This is a genomic window from Microbacterium sp. (genome assembly GCF_040394595.1).
Classification (GTDB): Bacteria; Actinomycetota; Actinomycetes; order Actinomycetales; family Microbacteriaceae; genus Microbacterium.
This window is the reverse complement of sequence record NZ_JBEBSA010000018.1, coordinates 42211-61356: the sequence shown is the minus strand read 5'-3', so window position 1 is coordinate 61356 and position 19146 is coordinate 42211. Positions and strand designations below refer to the sequence as shown.

The window sequence follows — 19146 nt, the reverse complement described above, 5'->3', positions numbered from 1 at the left end:
CGGCCCGCCTGTGGCAGGAGTTCCTCTACAGCGACGAGGTGCAGAACCTCTGGCTCAAGGGCGGCGCCCGCCCGGTGCGCATGGAGGCGATGACCAAGGCCGGCACGATCGACGCCAGCCTCGCCGACGCGCTCCCGAAGGCCCCCGCCGACACGGTCGTCCCGACCGAGAAGCAGAGCACGGCCGCCGGCAAGCTGCTCGGCGAGAAGTGGGCCGCGGCGATTCAGTGACCGTCGCCTCTCCCGCACGCGTCGGGTCGGAGCGCACCGCTCCGGCCCGACGCGGCTCGTCCCGTTCCGGCATCGGCGCCTGGCTGGGCCTGGCGCCCTTCGCCGTCTACGTGCTGCTCTTCCTCGCGCTCCCCACCGTGCTCGCGCTGCTGAACGGGCTGTTCACCCGCGACGGCTCGTTCACGTGGAGCAACCTCGCCGCACTCGGCGACCCCGTCGTGCTCACCACCTTCGGCAACTCCGCCTGGCTGTCGCTGGCGACCTCCGTGGTCGGCGCCCTCGTCGGCGCGGCCGTCTGCTACGCGCTCCTCGGGCTGCGCCCCGACGGCGGGGTCCGCACCGTGGTCGACGCCGTCGCGGGCGTACTCGCCCAGTTCGGCGGTGTCATGCTCGCCTTCGCGTTCATCGCGACCATGGGCCTGCAGGGCGTCATCACCCTCTTCCTGAAGGACGCGTTCGGCATCGAGATCTTCGCCGGCGGTCCGTGGATCTACGAGCTCCCCGGACTCTTCCTGCCGTACATGTACTTCCAGATCCCGCTGATGGTCATCACGTTCATGCCCGCGCTCTCCGCCCTGCGCCCCCAGTGGGCCGAGGCGAACCTCACGCTCGGCGGCACCCGCGGCAGCTTCTGGCTGCGGATCGGCATCCCCGTGCTCGCGCCCTCGTTCCTCGCGAGCTTCCTGCTCCTGTTCGCCAACGCCTTCTCCTCCTACGCGACGGCGGCGGCCCTCGCCAGCCAGGGCTCGCAGATCGTGCCGCTGCAGATCCGCACCGCGCTCACCAGCGAGACCGTCCTCGGACGCGAGAACCTCGCGGGGGCGCTGGCGTTCGGCATGATCGTCGTGGTCGGAGCGGTCATGTGGCTGTACTCGCTCATCCAGCGCCGGGCGGCGAGGTGGCAGTCGTGAACCGGATCGCCCCCTCGCGCACCACGCGCTGGATCATCGGCATCGTGGTCGGCGGCCTCTTCGCCGTCCCGCTGCTCAGCACCTTGCTCTACACGTTCCGCGATCCCGCCGGAGGGTTCAGCGGCGTGCACTGGGCGGCGCTCGCAGACCCGAAGCAGTCCGCGGTCTTCGCGCCGATCTGGCAGGGCCTCGGCAACTCGCTGCAGCTCGCCGTCGTGACCGTCGTGATCGTGCTGTTCCTCCTGGCGCCGACCATGGTGCTGGTGAACCTGCGCTTCCCCCGGCTGCGTCCGCTGTTCGAGTTCGTGGCGCTGCTGCCGATCTCGATCCCCGCGATCGTGCTCGTGGTCGGCCTGTCCCCGATCTACCTGCAGATCGGCCGCGCGCTCGGCACGGGAGCCTGGACGCTGGCCTTCGCCTACGGCGTCACGGTGCTGCCCTTCGCCTACCGGTCGATCCAGGCCTCGATGGATGCGGTGGACATGCGCACCCTCAGCGAGGCCGCACGATCCCTCGGCGCGAGCTGGCCGACGGTGGTGCTGCGCGTGCTCGCGCCGAACCTGCGCCAGGGTCTGCTCTCCGCGTCGCTCATCTCGATCGCCGTCGTGCTCGGCGAGTTCACCATCGCATCCCTCCTCAACCGACAGGTGCTCCAGACGGCCCTCGTGGTCGTGCAGAAGCAGGACGCGTTCGCCCCGGCGATGTTCACGCTCATGGCTCTGGCGTTCTGCTTCCTGCTCCTCCTCGTGATCGGACTCGCCGCCCGCGACCGGTCCGGAAAGGCCGACTCATGACCTCCGCCCACCCCCACCCCCTCCCCCGCACCGAGGACAACCTGCTGCTCGCCGAAGCCGGCGCAGGCACCCGGGTGCAGCTCGGCAGCATCGTCAAGAGCTACGGCGGCAACCGCGTGCTGCACGGTGTCGACCTCGACATCGCACCGGGCGAGTTCGTCTCGCTGCTCGGCCCCTCGGGCTGCGGCAAGACGACGCTGCTGCGGGTGCTGGCCGGGCTCGAGGGCGCGGACGAGGGCTCGGTGCTGCTCGGCGGATCCGACGTGTCGCGGGTGCCGACCAACAAGCGCGACATCGGGATGGTCTTCCAGTCGTACTCGCTGTTCCCCCATTTGCGCGTCGTCGACAACACCGCATTCGGCCTGCGCCGGCGACGGGTCGGGAAGGCGGAGGCGACGGAGCGGGCACGGGACGCACTGGCGCTCGTCGGGCTTGAGGCGCACGCGGACAAGTTCCCGCATCAGCTCTCCGGCGGCCAGCAGCAGCGCGTCGCGCTCGCGCGAGCCCTGGTCACCGAGCCCCGGGTGCTGCTGCTCGACGAGCCGCTGTCCGCCCTCGACGCGAAGGTCCGCGTGCAGCTGCGCGACGAGATCCGACGGCTGCAGCTGCGCCTCGGCATCACCACGGTGTTCGTCACCCACGACCAGGAGGAGGCGCTGGCCGTCTCCGACCGGATCGCCGTGATGGACGCGGGGCGCATCGAGCAGATCGGCACGCCGGAGGAGCTCTACAGCCGGCCGCGCACCGCCGGCGTCGCGGGCTTCGTCGGACTGTCGAGCATCGTCGAGGGCGTCGCCGACGGCGGAAGCGTGGTGGTGTGGGGACGTACGCTCCCCCTCCGGAACGAGGTCACCGGCCCCGTCGACGTGTACCTCCGCCCGGAGAACGTCGTCTTTGCCGCCGAAGGTGCGGACTCCGCGGTCTCCGCGACCGTGCAGGAGTCGACCTTCCTCGGCAGCATGCGGCGGACGGTCGTCCTCACTGAGCGCGGCGAGCGCGTGACGGTGCAGCACTCACCCGACCTCAGCCCCGCATACGGAGATGCGGTGCGTCTGACGCTGCTGCCCTCCGCGGTGATCGCCCACGCACGGGGCTGATTCCCCCTCCGCTCTTCCTCCCGCGGCGGCGGAGGGCTACCGTGATCCCGAGGGGCATCACTCCCTCGGGTCAAGAGAAAGGATGCCTCATGGCAGGCAAGTTCGAGTTGTACGAGGACAAGGGCGGCGACTGGCGCTTCCGGCTCAAGGCGGGCAACGGCGAGATCATCGCCACCGGCCAGGGCTATGCGTCGAAGTCCGGTGCGCTGAACGGCATCGACTCGGTGCGCCGCAACGCCGCCGACGCCGAGGTCGTCGAAGTCGAGAACTGATCTGCTCGTTCGCACGAGACCTGACATCGAGGGCCCGGGCCGGCGTCACGCCGATCCCGGGCCCTCGATCCGTGTCCGGCGATCGGTCCCTCCGGCCGGGCTCAGTTCTCGGCGCCGGACAGCGTGCGGGCGAGCGCCACATACTCCTTCGGCGTGACGCGAGGGAGATAGGCCCGCGCGACGGCCCAGCCGATCGAGGCGAGCTGCCCCGGGTCGGCGTAGGCCATGTGCAGGGAGTGATACTCGGGGTTGAACTTCGCCTTGAAGCGCAGCAGGGAGCGGAAGCCGTAGGCCGGCTCGAGGGCCCCGCCGAGCCAGGCGAGGAACTCGTCCATCTGCTCCGACTCGGATTCGCCGTCCTCCGTGGGGGCCTGCGCGAGCGGAGCCCCGGACAGGCTCATGATCGTCGCGCCGTCGGCCTTCATCTGCATGGCCGCCGAGGCGATGACGAACTCCATGACGCCCGACATCGACGCATCGGCCCGGCGCATGAAGTCCAGGGTCCACCCGATGATCGCGCCGTTCTCCTGCACCGGCAGCCAGCTGGTGATGGCCTGCAGCTCGCCCTCCGGGCCGATCGCCAGCATGAGCGCGGTCTCCGGGTCCTTCAGCTCGTCGATGCCCCCGAGGGTGAAGCCCATCTCGGGGAGCGCCTTCTCCGCGATCCACTGCTCGCTGAGGGCCTCGATCTGCGCGACGCGCACCGGTGACAGATCTTTCCAGTGGGTCCACTCCGTGTGCAGGCCGTCGCGTCCGGCGCGCCGGTACGGCTGCCGCACCTTCGTCCAGGCCTTGCCCTCGAGCGAGAAGCTCTCCAGCCGCACGACCGTCTCCTCGCCGACGGGCATGTGCGACCATCCGAACTCGCGGAGCACCGTGAGCAGATCGGCGTGCACGCTGTAGAACACTGGGACCCATCCGCGCTGATCGCAGTGGTCGACGAATCCGCGCGCGGTCGCCTCCGGGTCCTCGCCGATCGGGTCTCCGACCGTGACAGCGATTCCGCTGATCAGCCGATACGCCACGGCGCCTCGACCGTTCGGGGTGAACCAGTGCCGGTTGCCCGCCCAGGTGCCGAGGAAGCCGAGGGTGCCGCTGCGCGTGCGCAGCAGCTCGCGGTACCGATCCGTCTCCGTGGCCGCGGCCGCCGCGTCTCGGGCCATCAGCAGACGCAGCATGGCGACCGCGAAGACGCCCCAGAACACCGGTCCCAGCGCTCCGCGCACTGCCCGCGCCACGCCGTGCAGGCCGGCCGACGGATTGCCGTAGCCGAACCCGACGGGGAGGAAGCGCCGCACCGAGTCGAGAAGGGCGAAGCCCAGATGCCCGCCCGAGCTGACGACGAGGACCACGTCGACGGCGGCGAGCACCACCAGGGCGATGAGTACCGTGGCGGTGAACCGCCACACGGCGCGACGGGTGACCCGCACGTCGAAGCGGCGCCGTGTGAGGATGAGCAGCAGGCACACGAGCACCGGGATCGCCACGGCGACCACCGCGAAGCCCGGGAAGGCGCGGTTGAGGGCGGCGAGTTCGATCGGGTGGCGGATGTCGTTCGCACCCATGCTCAGAGCGATCAGCAGGGCCATCGAGGCGTTGACGATGATCGCGAGCACCCAGGCGGCGCGGCGTCCGTAGCGCAGGCCGATGGCGGCGATGACGCCGAGCACCAGGGGTACGAGGCTCATCAGCAGCGGCTTGGCCCCGGAGCCGAAGTTCGTCGCGCAGTGCGTGGTGATCCGTCCGCTGCAGTGGGTGAGCACCTGGCCGACGTCGATCCCACGGAGCCCCGCGACCACGGGCGACAGCGGGCCGATCCCGACGCCGGTGAGCAGCACGATCGCCGGACCCAGCCCGGTCACCGCGACGATCACCGCGATCAGCGTGCGCACCTCACCGTAGGAGCTGCGGTGCCACGGCTGCCGCGCCCGCCCGTGGGAGAGGAGGGCCCCGACGCCGAGGCCGATCACGGCCGCCACGAGCCGGTACAGGTTGTCGGCGTCGCCGCCGTAGAGGCAGAACATCAGCAGCAGCGCGAAGCCGATCAGCCGGATGCGCCGCCTGTAGAGCACGGGGGCGAAGGCGCTCGCGGCCATCACGGCGCCGATCATCGCGACCGGCGGATCGAGGACCAGGCCGGCGGCCCGCGCCCACACCTGGCCCTGCGACTCCGCGATCGCCTGCACGGCGATCCCCCCGAGCACGCCGATCACGCCAGTGAACGCCGCGACGGCCAGGCAGCGCAGCGAGCCGAGGAGGCGCTCGGCGTAGCAGAGCACCGTCAGCGCGAAGACCACGCTGAGCAGCAGCTCTATCAGCGAATCGGGGACGATCAGCGACGTGAGCACCGTCCACCACATGCCGTCGCTCGCCGCCGTGGGGCTCGCGGCGAGCCAGAACGGATGGGCGCCGGCGACCGTGCGGAAGATCAGCCCGGTGAGGACGACCAGAACGGCGAACGAGGTGGAGAACGGATGGGAGCGGAGGTAGGCGACCGCACGGCCGATCATGGGGCGAGCCCCCAGAGCGGCGCGAGCACGTTCAGCTCCTCGGTCAGCCCGTCGACGAAGGCGGCTCCGACGTGGCCGTCACCGGGCAGGGCGGTGAGGGTGGTCACGAAGCCGGCGGTTCTGGCGTGCTCAGCCCCCGAGGTCGCGTGCTTTCCGTACCGGTGGTCGTTGGCGCCGACCGTGAACACGGCGGCGTGGTCCTTGTACGCGCCGGGGTGGCGCAGCAGGATGTTCTCCGGCTTGTTCGCGTCGAACTTCTCCCGGCTTCCGCCGTACACGCGGCTCAGCACCGGGCCGGGATCCTCCATACCGGCCCACTCCTCACCGGAGATGCTGGCGAAGGAGCCCCAGACCTCGGGATGCTCGGCGCCGTACAGGAACGAGCAGGCGCCGCCGTTGGAGTAACCGCTGATCGTCCAGTACTTCGACGAGGGCAGCACGCGCAGGTGGGTGCGGATGTAGTCCGGGATGTCCTTGTTGAAGTAGGTCGACACCCCGCCGAACGCCTTCGAGTCGACGCAGCCGGGGTTCTGCTCCGACGAGCCGAGCTGGTCGGCGATGATCACGATCGGCGCAAGGCCGTCGTGCGCGGCGGCGAACTGGTCGAGCACCGGCTGCAGCCGGTTCGGGGACGGGCTGCCGGGTAGACCCATCATGTGGACGACGACGGGCAGCGCCGGCGGATCCTTCACCAGCGCGGCCGGCGGGAGGTAGATCGACGCGTCACGCGGAACGAATCCCGCACTCGAGGGGATCTTCGTGCCGGCGGCGAGCAGCCGCACCTCGCCGTGCTTCGGCATGTCCGCCGGAGGCTTCCACGAGGTGTAGAGCGGCAGGGTCTCCGCGGCGTGCGTCGGCAGCGGATCGGCGAACGACGTGGCCGTCTTGAGGGTGGAGATCTCGAGGAAGTCGCCGACCGTGGTGTCCAGCCCGTATGCCGCATTGATGCCGATCGTCGCCGAGAGGCCGGCGAGGACGATCGACACGACGGCGACGAGCTTGCGCCAGAGCTTCGAGTCCCACAGGTTCACGACGGCGAGGCCGATCGCGGCGAAGCTGCCCGCAGCCCACCAGCGGGTCTCCGGCGGCAGCGGGGTGCCGAAGACGTTCAGGGCGTCCGACAGCGCGCACGCTCCGTAGCCGACCAGTCCACCGGTGAGCAAGCCGATGGTCGTCCGGCGCACCCGCGGCACGGTCGGCCTGCGCACGAGCAGCAGCACGGCGCCGAGCAGACCGAGACCCCACACGATCCACGGAAGAGGTCCGCCGATGATGTCGAGCGACAGCAGCCAGTTGAGCATGACCCCCTCGATCCCCGCGGGTCAGATCCTCCGCGCATGGATCATCGTATGGCCTGCTCTCTTCGCATCCGCTCGGCGTTTCCCCAGGGTCTGCTTTGAGATCTCAGAGAACCTGCGACAGGAAGTCCTTCGTGCGCTGATGCCGTGGATTCGCCAGCACCTCGCGGGGATCCCCCTCCTCGACGATGCCGCCGTCCGCCATGAAGATGAGACGCGATCCGACCTCGCGGGCGAATCCCATCTCGTGGGTGACGACGAGCATCGTCATCCCCTCGTCGGCGAGCCGGCGCATGACCTGCAGCACCTCGCCGACGAGTTCGGGGTCGAGCGCCGAGGTCGGCTCGTCGAAGAGCATCATGTCGGGGTTCATGCACAGCGCCCGCGCGATCGCGACGCGCTGCTGCTGCCCGCCGGACAGGTGACTCGGATACGCGTCGGCCTTCTCGGCGAGGCCGACCCGGGCGAGCATCTCCCGCGCGATCCGCTCCGCCTCCTCCTTCGAACGCTTCTTCACGCGCCGCTGCGCGAGCGTGAGGTTGCCCAGCACGGTCATGTGCGGGAAGAGGTTGAAGCTCTGGAACACCATCCCGATGCGGGTGCGCACCCGGTCGAGATCCGCGTCCGGGTCGGTGATGTCGATGCCCTCGACGAGGACGCTCCCCGCCGTGGGCTGCTCCAGCAGGTTCACCGAGCGCAGCAGCGTCGACTTCCCCGAGCCGCTGGGGCCGATGATGCAGACCACCTCGCCTGCCAGCACGGTGAGGTCGATGCCGCTGAGCACCTCGTTGTCGCCGAAGCTCTTGTACAGCCCGAGCACCTGGATGGCCGGAGCGTTCACGTCGATCAGGTCGGTGCTCATCGTTCTCTCGCCATCCGTCGTTCGAGCCACGCCACGAAGCGCGTGAGCGGGATCGTCACCACCAGGTACAGCAGGGCGGCCATCACGAACGGCGTCGCGCTCGCGTAGGTGGTCAGGCCGTCCCGGGCGAAGGTGGTGAGCTCTTTGGTGAGCGGGGTCGACCCGGCGATGAACAGCAGCGAGGTGTCCTTCAGCAGGAGCACGAACTCGTTCGTCATCGGCGGGATGATGATCCGGAAGCCCTGCGGCAGCACGACCCAGAACATCGTCTTCATCGGCGACATGCCCAGCGAGCGCGACGCCTCGGTCTGCCCCTTCGGCACGGCCTGGATGCCGGCGCGGATCGTCTCGGCCATGTACGCCGACGAGACCACGATCAGGCCGAGGAGCCCGGCGACCACCGGGCCTCCGGGGACCTTGACCTTCAACGCGATCGGCAGCATGTACGTGAAGGCGAAGATCGTCATCAGCGCGGGCAGTCCGCGGAACAGCTCGATCCACACCGTCGCGATCCACCGGAACGGCCCGACGCTCGACAGCTTCATCAGAGCGAGCACGATGCCCAGCAGCAGGCCGCCGACGAAGGCGACCAGGGTGAACAGCACGGTGTTCTTCAGGGCGACCGTGAAGATGCCCGGGAGCATCTTCGCCACGACCTCGGGGTTCGCGAACTGCTCCGCGACCGTTTTCCAGTCGGTGGCCAGCACCATCCACAGCAGCAGACCCGCCAGGATGACGTAGACCGCCCCCTGGTAGATCCTGCTCCGGGTTCTCTTTCGCAGCGCCATTGCCGCTCCCCGTCTCCGGCCCCTACTTCGCGGTGAAGTAGGCGTCGTAGATCTTCTGGTACTCGCCGTCGTCCTTGAGCTGCTTCAGCGCGCCGTTGACCGCGTCACGCAGCTTGTCCATCTTGCCCTTGGCGAAGGCGAAACCGTACTGCTCGTCGGTCTTGAAGGTCTCGACGATCTTGTAGTCGGAGTCGGCCTTCTCGTGCTCGAAGTTCACCGGCTGATCCTGCAGGATCGCGTCGATCTGCCCGGCCTGGATCGCCGGCCAGAGCTCCCCGTCGGAGGGGTACTGCACGAGGTTCGCGCCCTTCGCGTTCTCCTTCGCATAGTTCTCACCGGTGGTGCCCTGCTGCACGCCGACGCTCTTGCCGGACAGGCCGTCGATGCCCTTGATACCCGAGTCCTTGCGCACCAGGAGCGACTGCAGCGAGTCGTAGTAGGGGTCGGAGAAGTCGAGGTTCTTCTGACGGTCCGCGGTGATCGTCATCGCCGAGGCGCCGATGTCGCAGGTGCCTGCGACGAGCGTCGCCCCGGACTGCAGCGGGTCGAAGTCGACGTCGAGCACGGCGATCTTCAGGTCGATCTTCTTCGCGATCGCGGTCAGCAGGTCGATGTCGAAGCCCGAATAGCCGCTCTCGCTTCCGGTGTCCTCCACCTCGAACGGCGGGTAGGGGACGTCGGAGCACACCGTCAGCGTGCCGGGCGCGACCAGACCGTAGTCGTCGGCCGCCGCGCTGGAACTCGGCTTGGTGTCGCCGCCGGGCGAGGTGTTGCCGGCGCAGCCGGCGAGCGCGAGGGCGGCCGCGGCCGCGAAAGCGGTCGCGAGAAGGACGGAGCTGCGTCGTTGCATGTCCACTCCAGGTAATGAATTGCGGATCCCCGGGAGTCGGGTTGCACTCATCCTGTCACGGCGGGCGCCGCCTCATGACCGGTGCGCGGCACGCACGGGTCACAATTGGATTGCGGTCGGCTCAGACCTCGAAGTCCACCGCGACGCGGGATTCCACGACGGAGCGGATGTACGCCGCGGCCTCCTGGTGCGCCGGGTGCACCTGATAGGCCTCGAGATCCTCGGGCGTGTCGACGTCGGCGACCAGCACGACGTCCCAGTTCTCCCCGACGTACAGCGAGTTCGCCCCCGCACTGATCGCACGCAGCTGAGGGACGACGCCCTCCAGCGCGTTGAGCCGGCGTGCGACCTCGGCGGCCTGCGCGGCGCGCTCCTGCCCGCCCTCGCTCGCCAGCTTCCACATCACCACGTGGCGGATCGTCATCTCGGCTCGTCCTCTCGACGGAACTTCTCTTCCAGGGCGGTGCGCAGGCGGTCCGGCGAGATCCGCCAGTGCCCGTGCAGCTCTCCGTCGATCAGCACGACGGGGATCTTCTCCCACCACAGCTCATACAGGGCGGGGTCCTCGGCGATCGAGGCCTCGACGATCTCGAGGCGCTCGGCCGCGGCATCGGGCAGCTCGGCGACCACGGTGTCGACGACCTCCGAGGCGACCTCGCAGAGGTGGCAGTCGGGCTTGCCGATCAGCGTGAGGGTCGTCACGGCACGTCGACCGCGCGGCCCTGGGCGATCCACTCGCCGGTTCCGCCCTCGACGTTGGTGGCGTCGTATCCGCGGGCCTCGAGGGCCTGCACCACGCGGGCCGAACGCCCGCCGGCCTGGCAGATCACGTCGAAGGCCTCGTCCGGCAGCTCGTCGAGCCGGTTCCCGATCTCGGACATCGGCAGGTTGACCGCGCCCGGCACGTGACCCGCCGCGAACTCGTCGCGCTCGCGCACGTCGATGAGCGGCGTGGCGTCGCGGGCGGCGAGCTGCTCGACGGTGATGGACTTCATGTCGTCACTCCTCGGTGCGCGGTGCGCACGGCCTGGTCGATGGTGCGGCGCGGCAGACACGAAGCGCCCCTGTGGACCCGGGTCATGGATGACTCGTGTCAGGGGCGCTCGGTGTCTTCGCCGCTTACTTCTTGTTGCGGCGCTGGTGGCGAGTCTTGCGAAGCAGCTTGCGGTGCTTCTTCTTCGCCATGCGCTTGCGGCGCTTCTTGATGACAGAACCCACGGAAACCTCTTTACGTCAGGGGCTGGGCGTCGGCGTTGCGGACACCCGGGAACGGGCACGAAAAAATGCCCCGCATGAGTCTAGCAAACCCGAGCGGGACGTGTGCTCAGCCGGCGTCGGCGATCGGTCGTCGCAGGGCGTCGGCCACGGCCGACTCGGGCACGCGGTAGCTGCGGCCGAATCGGATCGCGGGCAGCTCGCCGGAGTGCACGAGCCGGTAGACGGTCATCTTCGACACGCGCATGAGCTCGGCGACCTCAGCGACCGTCAGGAATCGGACATCAGGAACGTCGGGCATCCCACATACCCCCTTTCTGCTGATGCACACTCTAGAGGTACGCCGCGAAGGATGTAAACCCGAGTGGCTCCTGGGAATGATGTGACGAGAGTGGCCATGGCCCGCCCCCTCCCATTGGGTGGTCAGTTTCGGCAGGTTTTGCGGGGAATTCCTGCCGAAACTGACCACCCAACGGGCCCACCCAACGCGGAGGCCCACCCAACGCGGAGGGGCGGGGCGCAAGGCGCGGGGCAGGACGCAGGAGCGCGGGCGCGGGCTCGGGCTCGGGAGCGGGGTCAGGCGCTCTTGGCGCGCTCGATCCGCTCCTGCGCCTCGCGGCGGGCCTGGCGCTCGGCCTTCTGTGCGGCGCGCAGGGCCTTCTCGGCCTCGCGGACGCCCTTGGTCGCGGTCTTCACGCGCTTGTCCGCTGCGACGGCCGGGTCGACGGAGGCCGGCTCCGGAAGCGACGCGGCCACGACCTCCCCTCGCTCGATACGGTCGAGGTGCGTCGTGATCCCGTCGAGGATCCGGTCGAGCCCGAAGCGGAACGGATCCCCGCCGGAAGACAGCTCGCCCGCGGCGATCGCACGGTGCAGCGACGGATACTCGTCGGGGGTGACGAGGCGCGCGAGCAGATCGTCCTCGGCGTGGTTCACCTCGTCCACGCCGCGCCCCGATGCGACGGCCCGGCGCGTCATGCCCGCGGTCACGCCGGCGCTCCAGTGCGCATAGCCGGTGAGCAGGAGCATGAGCGAGAGGCGGGCGTCGTCACCGAGAGCCGTCCCGTCGAAGGCGGCGATCCCGGCGTCCATCCAGGCCGCCGAGTTCGGGGTCGCCGTGACACCGGTGATCGGCAGCTCGATCACCCAGGCGTGCGACAGATACGCGGCCATGAGGGCATCGTGGAAGGCGACGACACGGGCGCGCCAGCTCTCACCCTCGATCGGGGGCGGCGTGCCGATCGCCGCCTCCTGCATGAGCAGCACGAGGTCGTCCTTCGCGCTGATGTAGCGGTAAAGCGACATCGGCGTGTACCCGAGGCGCGCCGCGACCGCGGCCATCGAGACGGCGGCCAGCCCTTCGGCGTCGGCGAGCTCGACCGCGGCGTCGACGATCCGCTCCACACTCATCTCGCGCTTCGGCCCACGCTGAGGGCTCGCGGCCACGCCCCAGGCGAGGGCGATGCCGCGTGGCAGCTCTTCCAGTTCCGCGTCATCCATGTTCACGATCATAGATTGTGTACGTCATAAACAGTGTGTTAGCGTCATAAACAGTTTCGGACATACACAGAAAGGATGCCGAGATGACCCCCGCCATCGACGTACAAGGCCTGCAGGTCTCCTACGGACCTCATGCCGTGCTCTCCGGTCTCGATCTCACCGTCGCCCCCGGAGAGGTCTACGCCCTCCTCGGCCCCAACGGCGCCGGGAAGACCACCGCCATCTCCGTGCTCACCACACTGCTCACCCCCACCGCGGGGACCGTGCGCGTCGCGGGCTTCGACGTCGCCACGCAGCAGGTCGAGGTGCGCCGCCGCATCGCGCTCACGGGGCAGAGCGCCGCCGTGGACGACATGCTCACGGCGGTCGAGAACCTCGTAATGCTGGGACGCCTCTCCGGGCTCGGCACCCGCCGGGCACGGGAGCGCGCCACGGAGCTGCTGGAGCGCTTCTCACTGACGGACGCGGCCTCGCGAAGGGTGAAGACCTTCTCGGGCGGGATGCGCCGCCGCCTCGACCTCGCGCTGAGCTTCGTCGTCGTCCCCGAGGTGCTGTTCCTCGACGAGCCGACCACAGGCGTCGACCCCCGCAGCCGCCTCGACCTCTGGGAGGTCATCCGCACGCTCGCCGACGCCGGCACCACGGTCTTCCTCACGACGCAGTACCTCGAGGAGGCCGATCTCCTCGCCGACCGCGTCGCGATCCTCGACGGCGGGCGCATCGTGGAGACCGGCACCCCCGCCCAACTGAAGTCCCTGGTCGGCAGCGACACGCTCGTGCTCCACGGCGACGACGGAGAGCAGAGCGCGGAGATCCCCACCGACGGCACGATCGCAGGCCTCCGCGCCGCCCTCGACGCCATCGAGGACCCCGGCGCCGTGGCATCCGTGTCGCTGCGCCGCCCGACGCTCGACGACGTCTTCCTCAGCCTCACCTCGACGGGCGGGCCCGCCCGTCCCCTCGCCCACAAGGAGATCGCATGACCATCGCCGCCCTGCGGGCCGTTCCGCCCCGCGTCCCCTCCGGCCGCCCGGCCCCCCGCCCGCGCCTCCGTGGCGCCACCGCCGAGCGGGTGTTCGTCCGGCGCAGCCTCACCCAGTCCCTGCGCGACGGGGAGTCGCTGAGCATGTCGATCATGCTCCCCGTGACGCTGATGCTGCTCTTCACCTTCGTCTTCGGCGGTGCGCTCGAGGCCGACGGCAGCTACGTCGACTACGTCGTGCCCGGCATCATCCTGCTCTGCGCCGGCTTCGGCGCCGCCACCACGGCGACCTACGTCTCCCGGGACATGACCACCGGCATCATCGACCGGTTCCGCACGATGCCGCTGCGCGCGGGAGCCGTACTCACCGGACACGTGGTGGCCAGCCTGGTGCGCAACCTCGTCGCGACCGCGGTGGTCATCGGCGTCGCACTGCTCCTCGGCTTCCGCCCCTCGGCGGGCCTGCTCGGCTGGCTCGGCGCCGCGGTGGTGATCGTGCTCTACATCCTGGCGATCACCTACCTCTACGCCGCGATCGGACTCGCCGCGAGCAGCCCGGAGGCGGCCAGCGGCTACGGGTTCATCCTGATGTTCGTCCCGTACCTGTCCAGCGCCTTCGTCCCCGTGGACACCATGCCCGTCTGGCTGCAGTGGATCGCACAGCACCAGCCGGTCACCCCGATCATCGAGACCATCCGCGGGCTGCTCATGGGCACCGCGCTCGGTTCCGAGCCCGCATGGGCGGTGGGCTGGTGCCTGCTGATCATCGCGATCGCCGCGCTGTGGGGAGTCTGGCTCTTCACCCGCAGGCGGCGGGCACGCTAGGCGCCGAGTCGCTTGAGCGCGGTCGTCACCACGTGCTTCGCAGACGCCGCCGCGCGGCCGACCACCTCGGCCGCGTGCGCGGCGCCCTCGGGCAGCGGCAGGAAGTCGACGTCGGGGGCCTGATCGCCGAAGGCGTCGACGAGGAAGGGCACCAGCCAGTCGTCGACCTGCTCCAGCGGCGCGATCGAGATGCTGTAGAACCGGCGCTGACCGTCCTCGCGCACGGTCACCAGCTCGGCGTCGCGCAGCACCTTCAGGTGCTTCGAGACGGTCGGCTGGCTCACGCCCAGCTCGCTCACGATCTCGGTGACGCTGGTGCCGTCGGCGTCCTCTGATGACCGACGCAGGAGGAGCTGGAGGATGTCGCGCCTCGTGCCGTCCGCGATCACATCGAAGATGTCGGTCATGACATCAGGGTAGTCCGACCGGCCACGGAGTACCATGACGAGGGCTCGGCGAAAGGCGCCGGGACGATCGTGTCGTGGGAGGGTCGATGTCGGGCATGCTGTCGGCATCCTCCCCGCGCCGTGGCCTCCGCCGCCTGGTCCCCTGGTTCCGCCACCTGACCACCTCGTCGCCCTCGCGCTTCGCCATCACGGTGTTCGCGCTGCTGATCCTCCTGTTCACCGGGCTGCTCTCGCTGCCGATCGCCTCGGCCAGCGGCGAGGTGACCCCACTCTCCGACGCGCTCTTCACCGCCGTGTCGACGATCTGCGTCACCGGGCTCACCACGGTCGACATGTCGACGCACTGGTCCGCGTTCGGGCACGGCGTGGTGTTCGTCGGCGTGAACATCGGCGGGCTCGGAGTGCTGACACTCGCCTCGCTGATGGGCATGGCGATCTCGAAGCGTCTCGGCCTGCGCGCCAAGCTCATGGCGGCCGGGGACACCAACCCGCTGCGCGCCCACGGCGGCGTGGTGAACGAGAGCCAGACCGTGCGGCTCGGCGAGGTCGGCCAGCTCCTCAAGACCGTCGCGCTGTCCGCCCTCATCATCGAGGCGGCGCTCGCTGTGCTCCTCTATCCCGCGCTGGTCATGGCGAAGGTCAACCCTGTCTCCGCACTGTGGGAGGCGCCCTACTTCGCGGCGATGTCCTTCACGAACACCGGGTTCGCCCCCAACGACGGCGGCGTCGCGGTGTTCGCCGACGACTACCTCGTGCTCATCCTGCTGATGGCCGGCGTGTTCCTCGGCAGCATCGGCTTCCCGGTGATCTACACGCTCGCCAAGCACGTCTGGCATGTGAAGCGCTGGTCGCTGCACACCAAGCTCACGCTGGTCACCACTGTGCTCCTCTTCGTGCTCGGCGCCATCGTCTTCCTCGTGCTCGAGTTCGACAATCCGCGCACGTTCGGCTCGATGGATGCCGGGGACACCACGTTCCAGGCCTTCTTCCTCTCGGCGATGACGCGCTCCGGCGGGTTCAACGTCATCGACATGAGCGACCTCAACGGGTCCTCGCTGCTCGCGGCGTGCATGCTCATGTTCGTCGGCGGCGGATCGGCGTCCACCGCGGGCGGCATCAAGGTGACCACGCTCGCGGTGCTCGCGATCGCGGTGTGGAGCGAGGCGAAGGGCCGCCAGTCCGTCGAGGCGTTCGGCCGCCGCATCCCCAGCGATGTCCAGCGCGTCGCGCTCAGCGTCGTCGCCTGGGGCGCCACGATCGTCGCGCTGTCGACCATCACGATCGCCCAGATCACCAAGGCGCCCATCATCGACGTGCTCTTCGACGTGATCTCCGCCTTCGGCACGGTCGGCCTCAGCAGCGGCCTGACCGAGCAGCTCCCCGACGCCGGAGCGTACGTGCTCGCCGCGACGATCTTCATGGGGCGCGTTGGTACAGTGACACTCGCCGCGGCGGTCGCCGCGACGTCCCGCACGCAGCTCTACGCGCTGCCCGTGGAAAGGCCGATCGTTGGTTGACATGCTGCAGAGCGACGCGCCGGTTCTCGTGATCGGGCTCGGCCGCTTCGGCGCCGCCTGCGCCGGCGAGCTCGACCGCCTCGACCGGGAGGTGCTCGCGATCGACGACGACCTCGAGCTGGTGCAGAAGTGGTCCGACCGGGTCACCCATACCGTGCAGGCGGATGCGCGCAACATCGACGCGCTGCGGCAGATCGGCGCACAGGACTTCCAGGTGGCCGTCGTCGCCGTCGGATCGCTCATCGAGGCCTCAGTGCTCATCACCGCCAACCTCGTCGACCTGAAGGTGCCCCAGATCTGGGCCAAGGCGGTGTCGCAGTCGCACGGCAAGATCCTGGCCCGGGTCGGCGCGAACCACGTGATCTACCCCGAGCGCGAGGCCGGCGAGCGCGTCGCGCACCTCGTCAGCGGGCGCATGCTCGACTTCATCCGCTTCGACGACGACTTCGTGCTGGCCAAGATGTACCCGCCGAAGTTCATCCGCGGCGTCGGCCTGAACGAGTCGGGCGTCCGCACGAAGTACAACGTGACCGTGGTGGGCGTGAAGAGCCCGGGAAAGCCGTTCCGCTACGCGGAGGCGAACACCGTCGTCACCAATCACGACCTCATCATCGTCTCGGGCACGAACAGCGACATCGAGCGCTTCGCCGGACTCGACCGCTGAGCCGCGGCGTCCGTCTGAAGGGGGATGCGCGACCCCGCGGCCGCATGATGGGATGTGACGCATGATCGATCCCGCTCCCCCGCCGCCGGTGCTCGCACTGCGCGGTCTGCGCAAGCAGTTCGGACAGAAGGTCGCCGTCGAGAACCTGTCGCTGGACGTGCCCGCCGGCACGATGCTGGGGCTGCTCGGCCCGAACGGCGCGGGCAAGACGACCACGCTCGCGATGACGACGGGACTGCTGCGCCCCGACGCCGGCGCGGCGTGGGTGCTCGGCGCAGACGTCTGGCAGGACCCGATCGCCGCGAAGGCGCGGATGGGCGTGCTGCCCGACGGGATGCGCATGCTCGACCGTCTGACCGGCGCCGAGCTGCTGCGCTACAGCGGACTGCTGCGCGGGATGCCCGAGGCGGACGTCGTCTCGCGCGCCGGTGAGCTGCTCGACGCGCTGGGCCTCGCCGAGGCGCGGGACACCCTGGTCGTGGACTACTCCGCGGGGATGCGGAAGAAGATCGGGCTCGCCTGCGCGCTCATCCACGCGCCCCGGCTGCTGATCCTCGACGAGCCGCTCGAGGCCGTCGACCCGGTGTCGGGCGAGACGATCCGCCAGATCCTGCGGGGCTTCGTCGCGGCGGGCGGCACGGTCGTGCTCTCGAGCCACGTCATGGAGCTGGTCGAGTCGATGTGCGACCGCGTGGCGATCATGGCCGAGGGGCGACTGCTCGCCGACGGCACGCTCGACGAGGTGCGCGCCGGGATGTCGCTGCAGCAGAGGTTCCTCGACCTGGTCGGAGCCCACGAGCTGGGCGCGGAGACGCTGGCATGGTTGCGCTCCTCGTAGGCCTGCGGTGGCGCCAGCTGGGACACCAGCTGGCGCGGAACCCGTGGATGATCGTCACGCTGGTGTTCGGCGGGCTGGGGGCCGCGGGCCTGCTCACCGCGTTGACCTTCGGCCTCAGCGCGATGCGCATCGCGGCTCCGGGCCTCGCACCGACGGTGCTGGTGCTCGCGGGGTCGGTGATCGTGCTCGGCTGGTGGGTCGGATCGCTGCTCGTCAGCGTCGACGACTCGCTCTCCCCGGAACGCTTCGCCCTGCTCCCGGTCGGGGCCCGCACTCTGCTGCCGGGGTTCGTCGTCGCCGGGGCCACGACGATCGGCGGCATCGGCACGACCCTCGCGCTGCTCCTGATGCTGATCGGCTGGTCCGCGGACCTCGGCGCGGTGATCGCCGCGCTCGTGATGGTCCCGGTGGGGTTGGCCGTCTGCGTGCTCGGCGCCCGGGTCATCAGCGGCGTGCTCGCGCGCTGGCTGGCCCGCCGCCGCACCCGCGACCTGGTGCTGAGCCTCGGCGTACTGCTGGTCGCCTGCTCCGGCCTGTTCGTCAATCTCGCGCTCAACGCCGTCACCGGCATCTCCGCGGCGGGGCCGGTGCTCGAGGGCGTCGCCCAGGTCGTCGCCTGGACGCCGGTCGGCGCGGTGTTCGGGGTGCCGGCGGCGCTCGCGCAGGGAGCTCCGCTCGTGGCGCTGCTGCGGCTGCTCATCACCCTCGCGACGGTGGCCCTCCTCTGGGCTGCCGCGTACGCGCTGCTGGCCGCGCAGCTGGTCTCCCCGGTGCAGGGGAGCGGAGGCGGACGCGTGCGCTCCGGAGGCCTGCTCGACCGGATCATGCCGGCGACCCCGGCCGGCGCGATCGCCGCACGCACCGTGCGGTACTCCCGGCGCGATCCACGGCACACCATCAACATCGTGATGCTCCTGCTGCTGCCCGCACTGCTGATCGGCGTCATGGTGATGAACGAGATGCGGCGCGACGGCGCGGTGGCGTTCAGCGCGGGCGTCGTGCTGATCCCCTCGATCATCGCCCTGCTGGTCGGCTCGATCATCCAGATGGAGCTCGCCTACGACAACGACGCCCTCGCCCTCCACGTGCTCACCGGCGTGCGGGGCACCGCCGACCGCGCGGGCCGTCTGCTCGGTCTCGGTGTGATCGTGGTGCCGGTGATGATCGTGCTGTGCCTCGCGTCGGCGCTCCTGGCGGGACGCGCCGACCTGATCCCGGCGAGCCTCGGCGCGGCGATCGGCCTCTCCGCGAGCGCCGCGGGAGCGGGGTCCTGGCTCGGCGTCTACCTTCCCGGACGCGCGCCCGCCCCCGAGGCCAACCCCTTCGGCCGGGGTTCGGGGGGCAACGCCCAGTCACTGGTGGCGATGCTCGCGATGATGCCGATCGCAGGGATCGCCGGCGCTCCGGCGTTCGGCTTCGCGATCGCGGCCCTGTGGATCCCGCCGCTCGGCTGGGTGAGCCTCGCCTGCGGGGTGCTCATCGGCGGTGCGGTGGCGTGGGGCGGCGTGCTGCTCGGCGGACGCGCCCTGGACAAACGGTGGCCCGAGGTGCTCGCCGACGTGGCGAGCGAATCGTAGCGCCGGGAA

At 70.0% G+C, this 19146-nt stretch carries 22 protein-coding genes and 1 pseudogene; 11 read left to right on the top strand and 12 right to left on the bottom strand.

Features of this window, described 5'->3' with window-relative positions; genetic code table 11:
• From ABWO84_RS14000 to ABWO84_RS13980, 5 genes and pseudogenes are all read left to right on the top strand, one after another.
• Positions 1–230, top strand: a pseudogene (locus ABWO84_RS14000) (ABC transporter substrate-binding protein); the annotation flags it as partial.
• Positions 227–1141: an ABC transporter permease gene (locus ABWO84_RS13995; RefSeq protein ID WP_353115586.1), complete on the top strand. Its 915-nt coding sequence runs from the start codon at positions 227–229 to the stop codon at positions 1139–1141. The pseudogene ABWO84_RS14000 and the gene ABWO84_RS13995, both read left to right, overlap by 4 nt.
• On the top strand, positions 1138–1935 hold the full coding sequence (locus ABWO84_RS13990; RefSeq protein ID WP_353115584.1) for an ABC transporter permease: 798 nt from the start codon (positions 1138–1140) through the stop codon (positions 1933–1935). Before ABWO84_RS13995 ends, ABWO84_RS13990 begins: the two co-directional genes overlap by 4 nt.
• Positions 1932–3032 carry an ABC transporter ATP-binding protein gene (locus ABWO84_RS13985; RefSeq protein WP_353115582.1) on the top strand — a complete coding sequence of 367 codons (1101 nt, stop codon included), beginning with the start codon at positions 1932–1934 and terminating at the stop codon, positions 3030–3032. The genes ABWO84_RS13990 and ABWO84_RS13985 overlap by 4 nt, the downstream gene beginning before the upstream one ends.
• A gap of 89 nt (positions 3033–3121) precedes the next feature.
• Complete coding sequence (locus tag ABWO84_RS13980; protein ID WP_353115580.1) at positions 3122–3304, top strand: YegP family protein; 183 nt, start codon at positions 3122–3124, stop codon at positions 3302–3304.
• A 101-nt stretch (positions 3305–3405) separates the two neighbouring features.
• Here the strand turns inward: ABWO84_RS13980 and ABWO84_RS13975 are convergent, their stop codons facing one another.
• The 11 genes from ABWO84_RS13975 to ABWO84_RS13925 form a co-directional block, all read right to left on the bottom strand.
• Positions 3406–5814, bottom strand: coding sequence for a phosphatidylglycerol lysyltransferase domain-containing protein (locus tag ABWO84_RS13975; protein ID WP_353115578.1), 2409 nt, complete (start codon positions 5812–5814; stop codon positions 3406–3408).
• Complete coding sequence (locus tag ABWO84_RS13970; protein WP_353115576.1) at positions 5811–7115, bottom strand: alpha/beta hydrolase; 1305 nt, start codon at positions 7113–7115, stop codon at positions 5811–5813. The genes ABWO84_RS13975 and ABWO84_RS13970 overlap by 4 nt, the downstream gene beginning before the upstream one ends.
• Positions 7116–7218: 103 nt before the next feature.
• Positions 7219–7974: an amino acid ABC transporter ATP-binding protein gene (locus ABWO84_RS13965; protein WP_353115574.1), complete on the bottom strand. Its 756-nt coding sequence runs from the start codon at positions 7972–7974 to the stop codon at positions 7219–7221.
• Positions 7971–8762: an amino acid ABC transporter permease gene (locus ABWO84_RS13960; protein ID WP_353115572.1), complete on the bottom strand. Its 792-nt coding sequence runs from the start codon at positions 8760–8762 to the stop codon at positions 7971–7973. Before ABWO84_RS13960 ends, ABWO84_RS13965 begins: the two co-directional genes overlap by 4 nt.
• 22 nt (positions 8763–8784) lie before the next feature.
• Positions 8785–9612, bottom strand: coding sequence for a basic amino acid ABC transporter substrate-binding protein (locus ABWO84_RS13955; protein ID WP_353115570.1), 828 nt, complete (start codon positions 9610–9612; stop codon positions 8785–8787).
• A 121-nt stretch (positions 9613–9733) separates the two neighbouring features.
• Positions 9734–10036, bottom strand: coding sequence for a Dabb family protein (locus ABWO84_RS13950; RefSeq protein WP_353115568.1), 303 nt, complete (start codon positions 10034–10036; stop codon positions 9734–9736).
• Complete coding sequence (locus ABWO84_RS13945) at positions 10033–10314, bottom strand: glutaredoxin family protein (protein WP_353115566.1); 282 nt, start codon at positions 10312–10314, stop codon at positions 10033–10035. The genes ABWO84_RS13950 and ABWO84_RS13945 overlap by 4 nt, the downstream gene beginning before the upstream one ends.
• Positions 10311–10607 carry a rhodanese-like domain-containing protein gene (locus ABWO84_RS13940; protein ID WP_353115564.1) on the bottom strand — a complete coding sequence of 99 codons (297 nt, stop codon included), beginning with the start codon at positions 10605–10607 and terminating at the stop codon, positions 10311–10313. The genes ABWO84_RS13945 and ABWO84_RS13940 overlap by 4 nt, the downstream gene beginning before the upstream one ends.
• Before the next feature lie 124 nt (positions 10608–10731).
• Positions 10732–10830, bottom strand: a complete 99-nt coding sequence (locus ABWO84_RS13935; RefSeq protein ID WP_003792170.1) for a 30S ribosomal protein bS22 — start codon at positions 10828–10830, stop codon at positions 10732–10734.
• A gap of 106 nt (positions 10831–10936) precedes the next feature.
• Positions 10937–11128, bottom strand: coding sequence for a helix-turn-helix domain-containing protein (locus ABWO84_RS13930; RefSeq protein ID WP_353115562.1), 192 nt, complete (start codon positions 11126–11128; stop codon positions 10937–10939).
• A gap of 275 nt (positions 11129–11403) precedes the next feature.
• Positions 11404–12327: a TetR/AcrR family transcriptional regulator gene (locus ABWO84_RS13925; protein ID WP_353115560.1), complete on the bottom strand. Its 924-nt coding sequence runs from the start codon at positions 12325–12327 to the stop codon at positions 11404–11406.
• A gap of 83 nt (positions 12328–12410) precedes the next feature.
• Here ABWO84_RS13925 and ABWO84_RS13920 point away from each other — a divergent pair, with 83 nt between their 5' ends.
• Positions 12411–13310, top strand: coding sequence for an ATP-binding cassette domain-containing protein (locus ABWO84_RS13920; RefSeq protein ID WP_353115558.1), 900 nt, complete (start codon positions 12411–12413; stop codon positions 13308–13310).
• Positions 13307–14134: an ABC transporter permease gene (locus tag ABWO84_RS13915; RefSeq protein ID WP_353115556.1), complete on the top strand. Its 828-nt coding sequence runs from the start codon at positions 13307–13309 to the stop codon at positions 14132–14134. Before ABWO84_RS13920 ends, ABWO84_RS13915 begins: the two co-directional genes overlap by 4 nt.
• Here the strand turns inward: ABWO84_RS13915 and ABWO84_RS13910 are convergent.
• Positions 14131–14541 (bottom strand): ArsR/SmtB family transcription factor, encoded by a 411-nt coding sequence (locus ABWO84_RS13910; RefSeq protein WP_353115554.1) that lies wholly within the window; start codon positions 14539–14541, stop codon positions 14131–14133. The two genes, ABWO84_RS13915 and ABWO84_RS13910, sit on opposite strands and share 4 nt — an antisense overlap.
• Positions 14542–14636: 95 nt before the next feature.
• On the opposite strand from ABWO84_RS13910, the gene ABWO84_RS13905 reads away from it, so the two are divergent.
• The 4 genes from ABWO84_RS13905 to ABWO84_RS13890 all read left to right on the top strand — a co-directional run bounded on the left by ABWO84_RS13905 (position 14637) and on the right by ABWO84_RS13890 (position 19137).
• Entirely contained in the window at positions 14637–16058 is a 1422-nt protein-coding gene (locus ABWO84_RS13905; protein ID WP_502915419.1) for a TrkH family potassium uptake protein, read from the top strand.
• A 1-nt stretch (position 16059) separates the two neighbouring features.
• Positions 16060–16722 (top strand): potassium channel family protein, encoded by a 663-nt coding sequence (locus ABWO84_RS13900; protein ID WP_502915418.1) that lies wholly within the window; start codon positions 16060–16062, stop codon positions 16720–16722.
• A gap of 61 nt (positions 16723–16783) precedes the next feature.
• Positions 16784–17560 (top strand): ABC transporter ATP-binding protein, encoded by a 777-nt coding sequence (locus ABWO84_RS13895; protein ID WP_353115548.1) that lies wholly within the window; start codon positions 16784–16786, stop codon positions 17558–17560.
• Complete coding sequence (locus ABWO84_RS13890; RefSeq protein WP_353115546.1) at positions 17542–19137, top strand: hypothetical protein; 1596 nt, start codon at positions 17542–17544, stop codon at positions 19135–19137. Before ABWO84_RS13895 ends, ABWO84_RS13890 begins: the two co-directional genes overlap by 19 nt.
• Positions 19138–19146: the final 9 nt, after the last annotated feature.

What these genes read in the sequence shown, in the direction of transcription:
- ABWO84_RS13985 (WP_353115582.1), top strand. Translation starts at nt 1,932, where the DNA reads ATGACCTCCGCCCACCCCCACCCCCTCCCCCGCACCGAGGACAACCTG.
- ABWO84_RS13980 (WP_353115580.1), top strand. Translation starts at nt 3,122, where the DNA reads ATGGCAGGCAAGTTCGAGTTGTACGAGGACAAGGGCGGCGACTGGCGC.
- ABWO84_RS13975 (WP_353115578.1), bottom strand. Translation starts at nt 5,814, where the DNA reads ATGATCGGCCGTGCGGTCGCCTACCTCCGCTCCCATCCGTTCTCCACC.
- ABWO84_RS13970 (WP_353115576.1), bottom strand. Translation starts at nt 7,115, where the DNA reads ATGCTCAACTGGCTGCTGTCGCTCGACATCATCGGCGGACCTCTTCCG.
- ABWO84_RS13965 (WP_353115574.1), bottom strand. Translation starts at nt 7,974, where the DNA reads ATGAGCACCGACCTGATCGACGTGAACGCTCCGGCCATCCAGGTGCTC.
- ABWO84_RS13960 (WP_353115572.1), bottom strand. Translation starts at nt 8,762, where the DNA reads ATGGCGCTGCGAAAGAGAACCCGGAGCAGGATCTACCAGGGGGCGGTC.
- ABWO84_RS13955 (WP_353115570.1), bottom strand. Translation starts at nt 9,612, where the DNA reads ATGCAACGACGCAGCTCCGTCCTTCTCGCGACCGCTTTCGCGGCCGCG.
- ABWO84_RS13950 (WP_353115568.1), bottom strand. Translation starts at nt 10,036, where the DNA reads ATGACGATCCGCCACGTGGTGATGTGGAAGCTGGCGAGCGAGGGCGGG.
- ABWO84_RS13940 (WP_353115564.1), bottom strand. Translation starts at nt 10,607, where the DNA reads ATGAAGTCCATCACCGTCGAGCAGCTCGCCGCCCGCGACGCCACGCCG.
- ABWO84_RS13930 (WP_353115562.1), bottom strand. Translation starts at nt 11,128, where the DNA reads ATGCCCGACGTTCCTGATGTCCGATTCCTGACGGTCGCTGAGGTCGCC.
- ABWO84_RS13925 (WP_353115560.1), bottom strand. Translation starts at nt 12,327, where the DNA reads ATGGATGACGCGGAACTGGAAGAGCTGCCACGCGGCATCGCCCTCGCC.
- ABWO84_RS13920 (WP_353115558.1), top strand. Translation starts at nt 12,411, where the DNA reads ATGACCCCCGCCATCGACGTACAAGGCCTGCAGGTCTCCTACGGACCT.
- ABWO84_RS13915 (WP_353115556.1), top strand. Translation starts at nt 13,307, where the DNA reads ATGACCATCGCCGCCCTGCGGGCCGTTCCGCCCCGCGTCCCCTCCGGC.
- ABWO84_RS13910 (WP_353115554.1), bottom strand. Translation starts at nt 14,541, where the DNA reads ATGACCGACATCTTCGATGTGATCGCGGACGGCACGAGGCGCGACATC.
- ABWO84_RS13905 (WP_502915419.1), top strand. Translation starts at nt 14,637, where the DNA reads ATGCTGTCGGCATCCTCCCCGCGCCGTGGCCTCCGCCGCCTGGTCCCC.
- ABWO84_RS13900 (WP_502915418.1), top strand. Translation starts at nt 16,060, where the DNA reads ATGCTGCAGAGCGACGCGCCGGTTCTCGTGATCGGGCTCGGCCGCTTC.
- ABWO84_RS13895 (WP_353115548.1), top strand. Translation starts at nt 16,784, where the DNA reads ATGATCGATCCCGCTCCCCCGCCGCCGGTGCTCGCACTGCGCGGTCTG.
- ABWO84_RS13890 (WP_353115546.1), top strand. Translation starts at nt 17,542, where the DNA reads ATGGTTGCGCTCCTCGTAGGCCTGCGGTGGCGCCAGCTGGGACACCAG.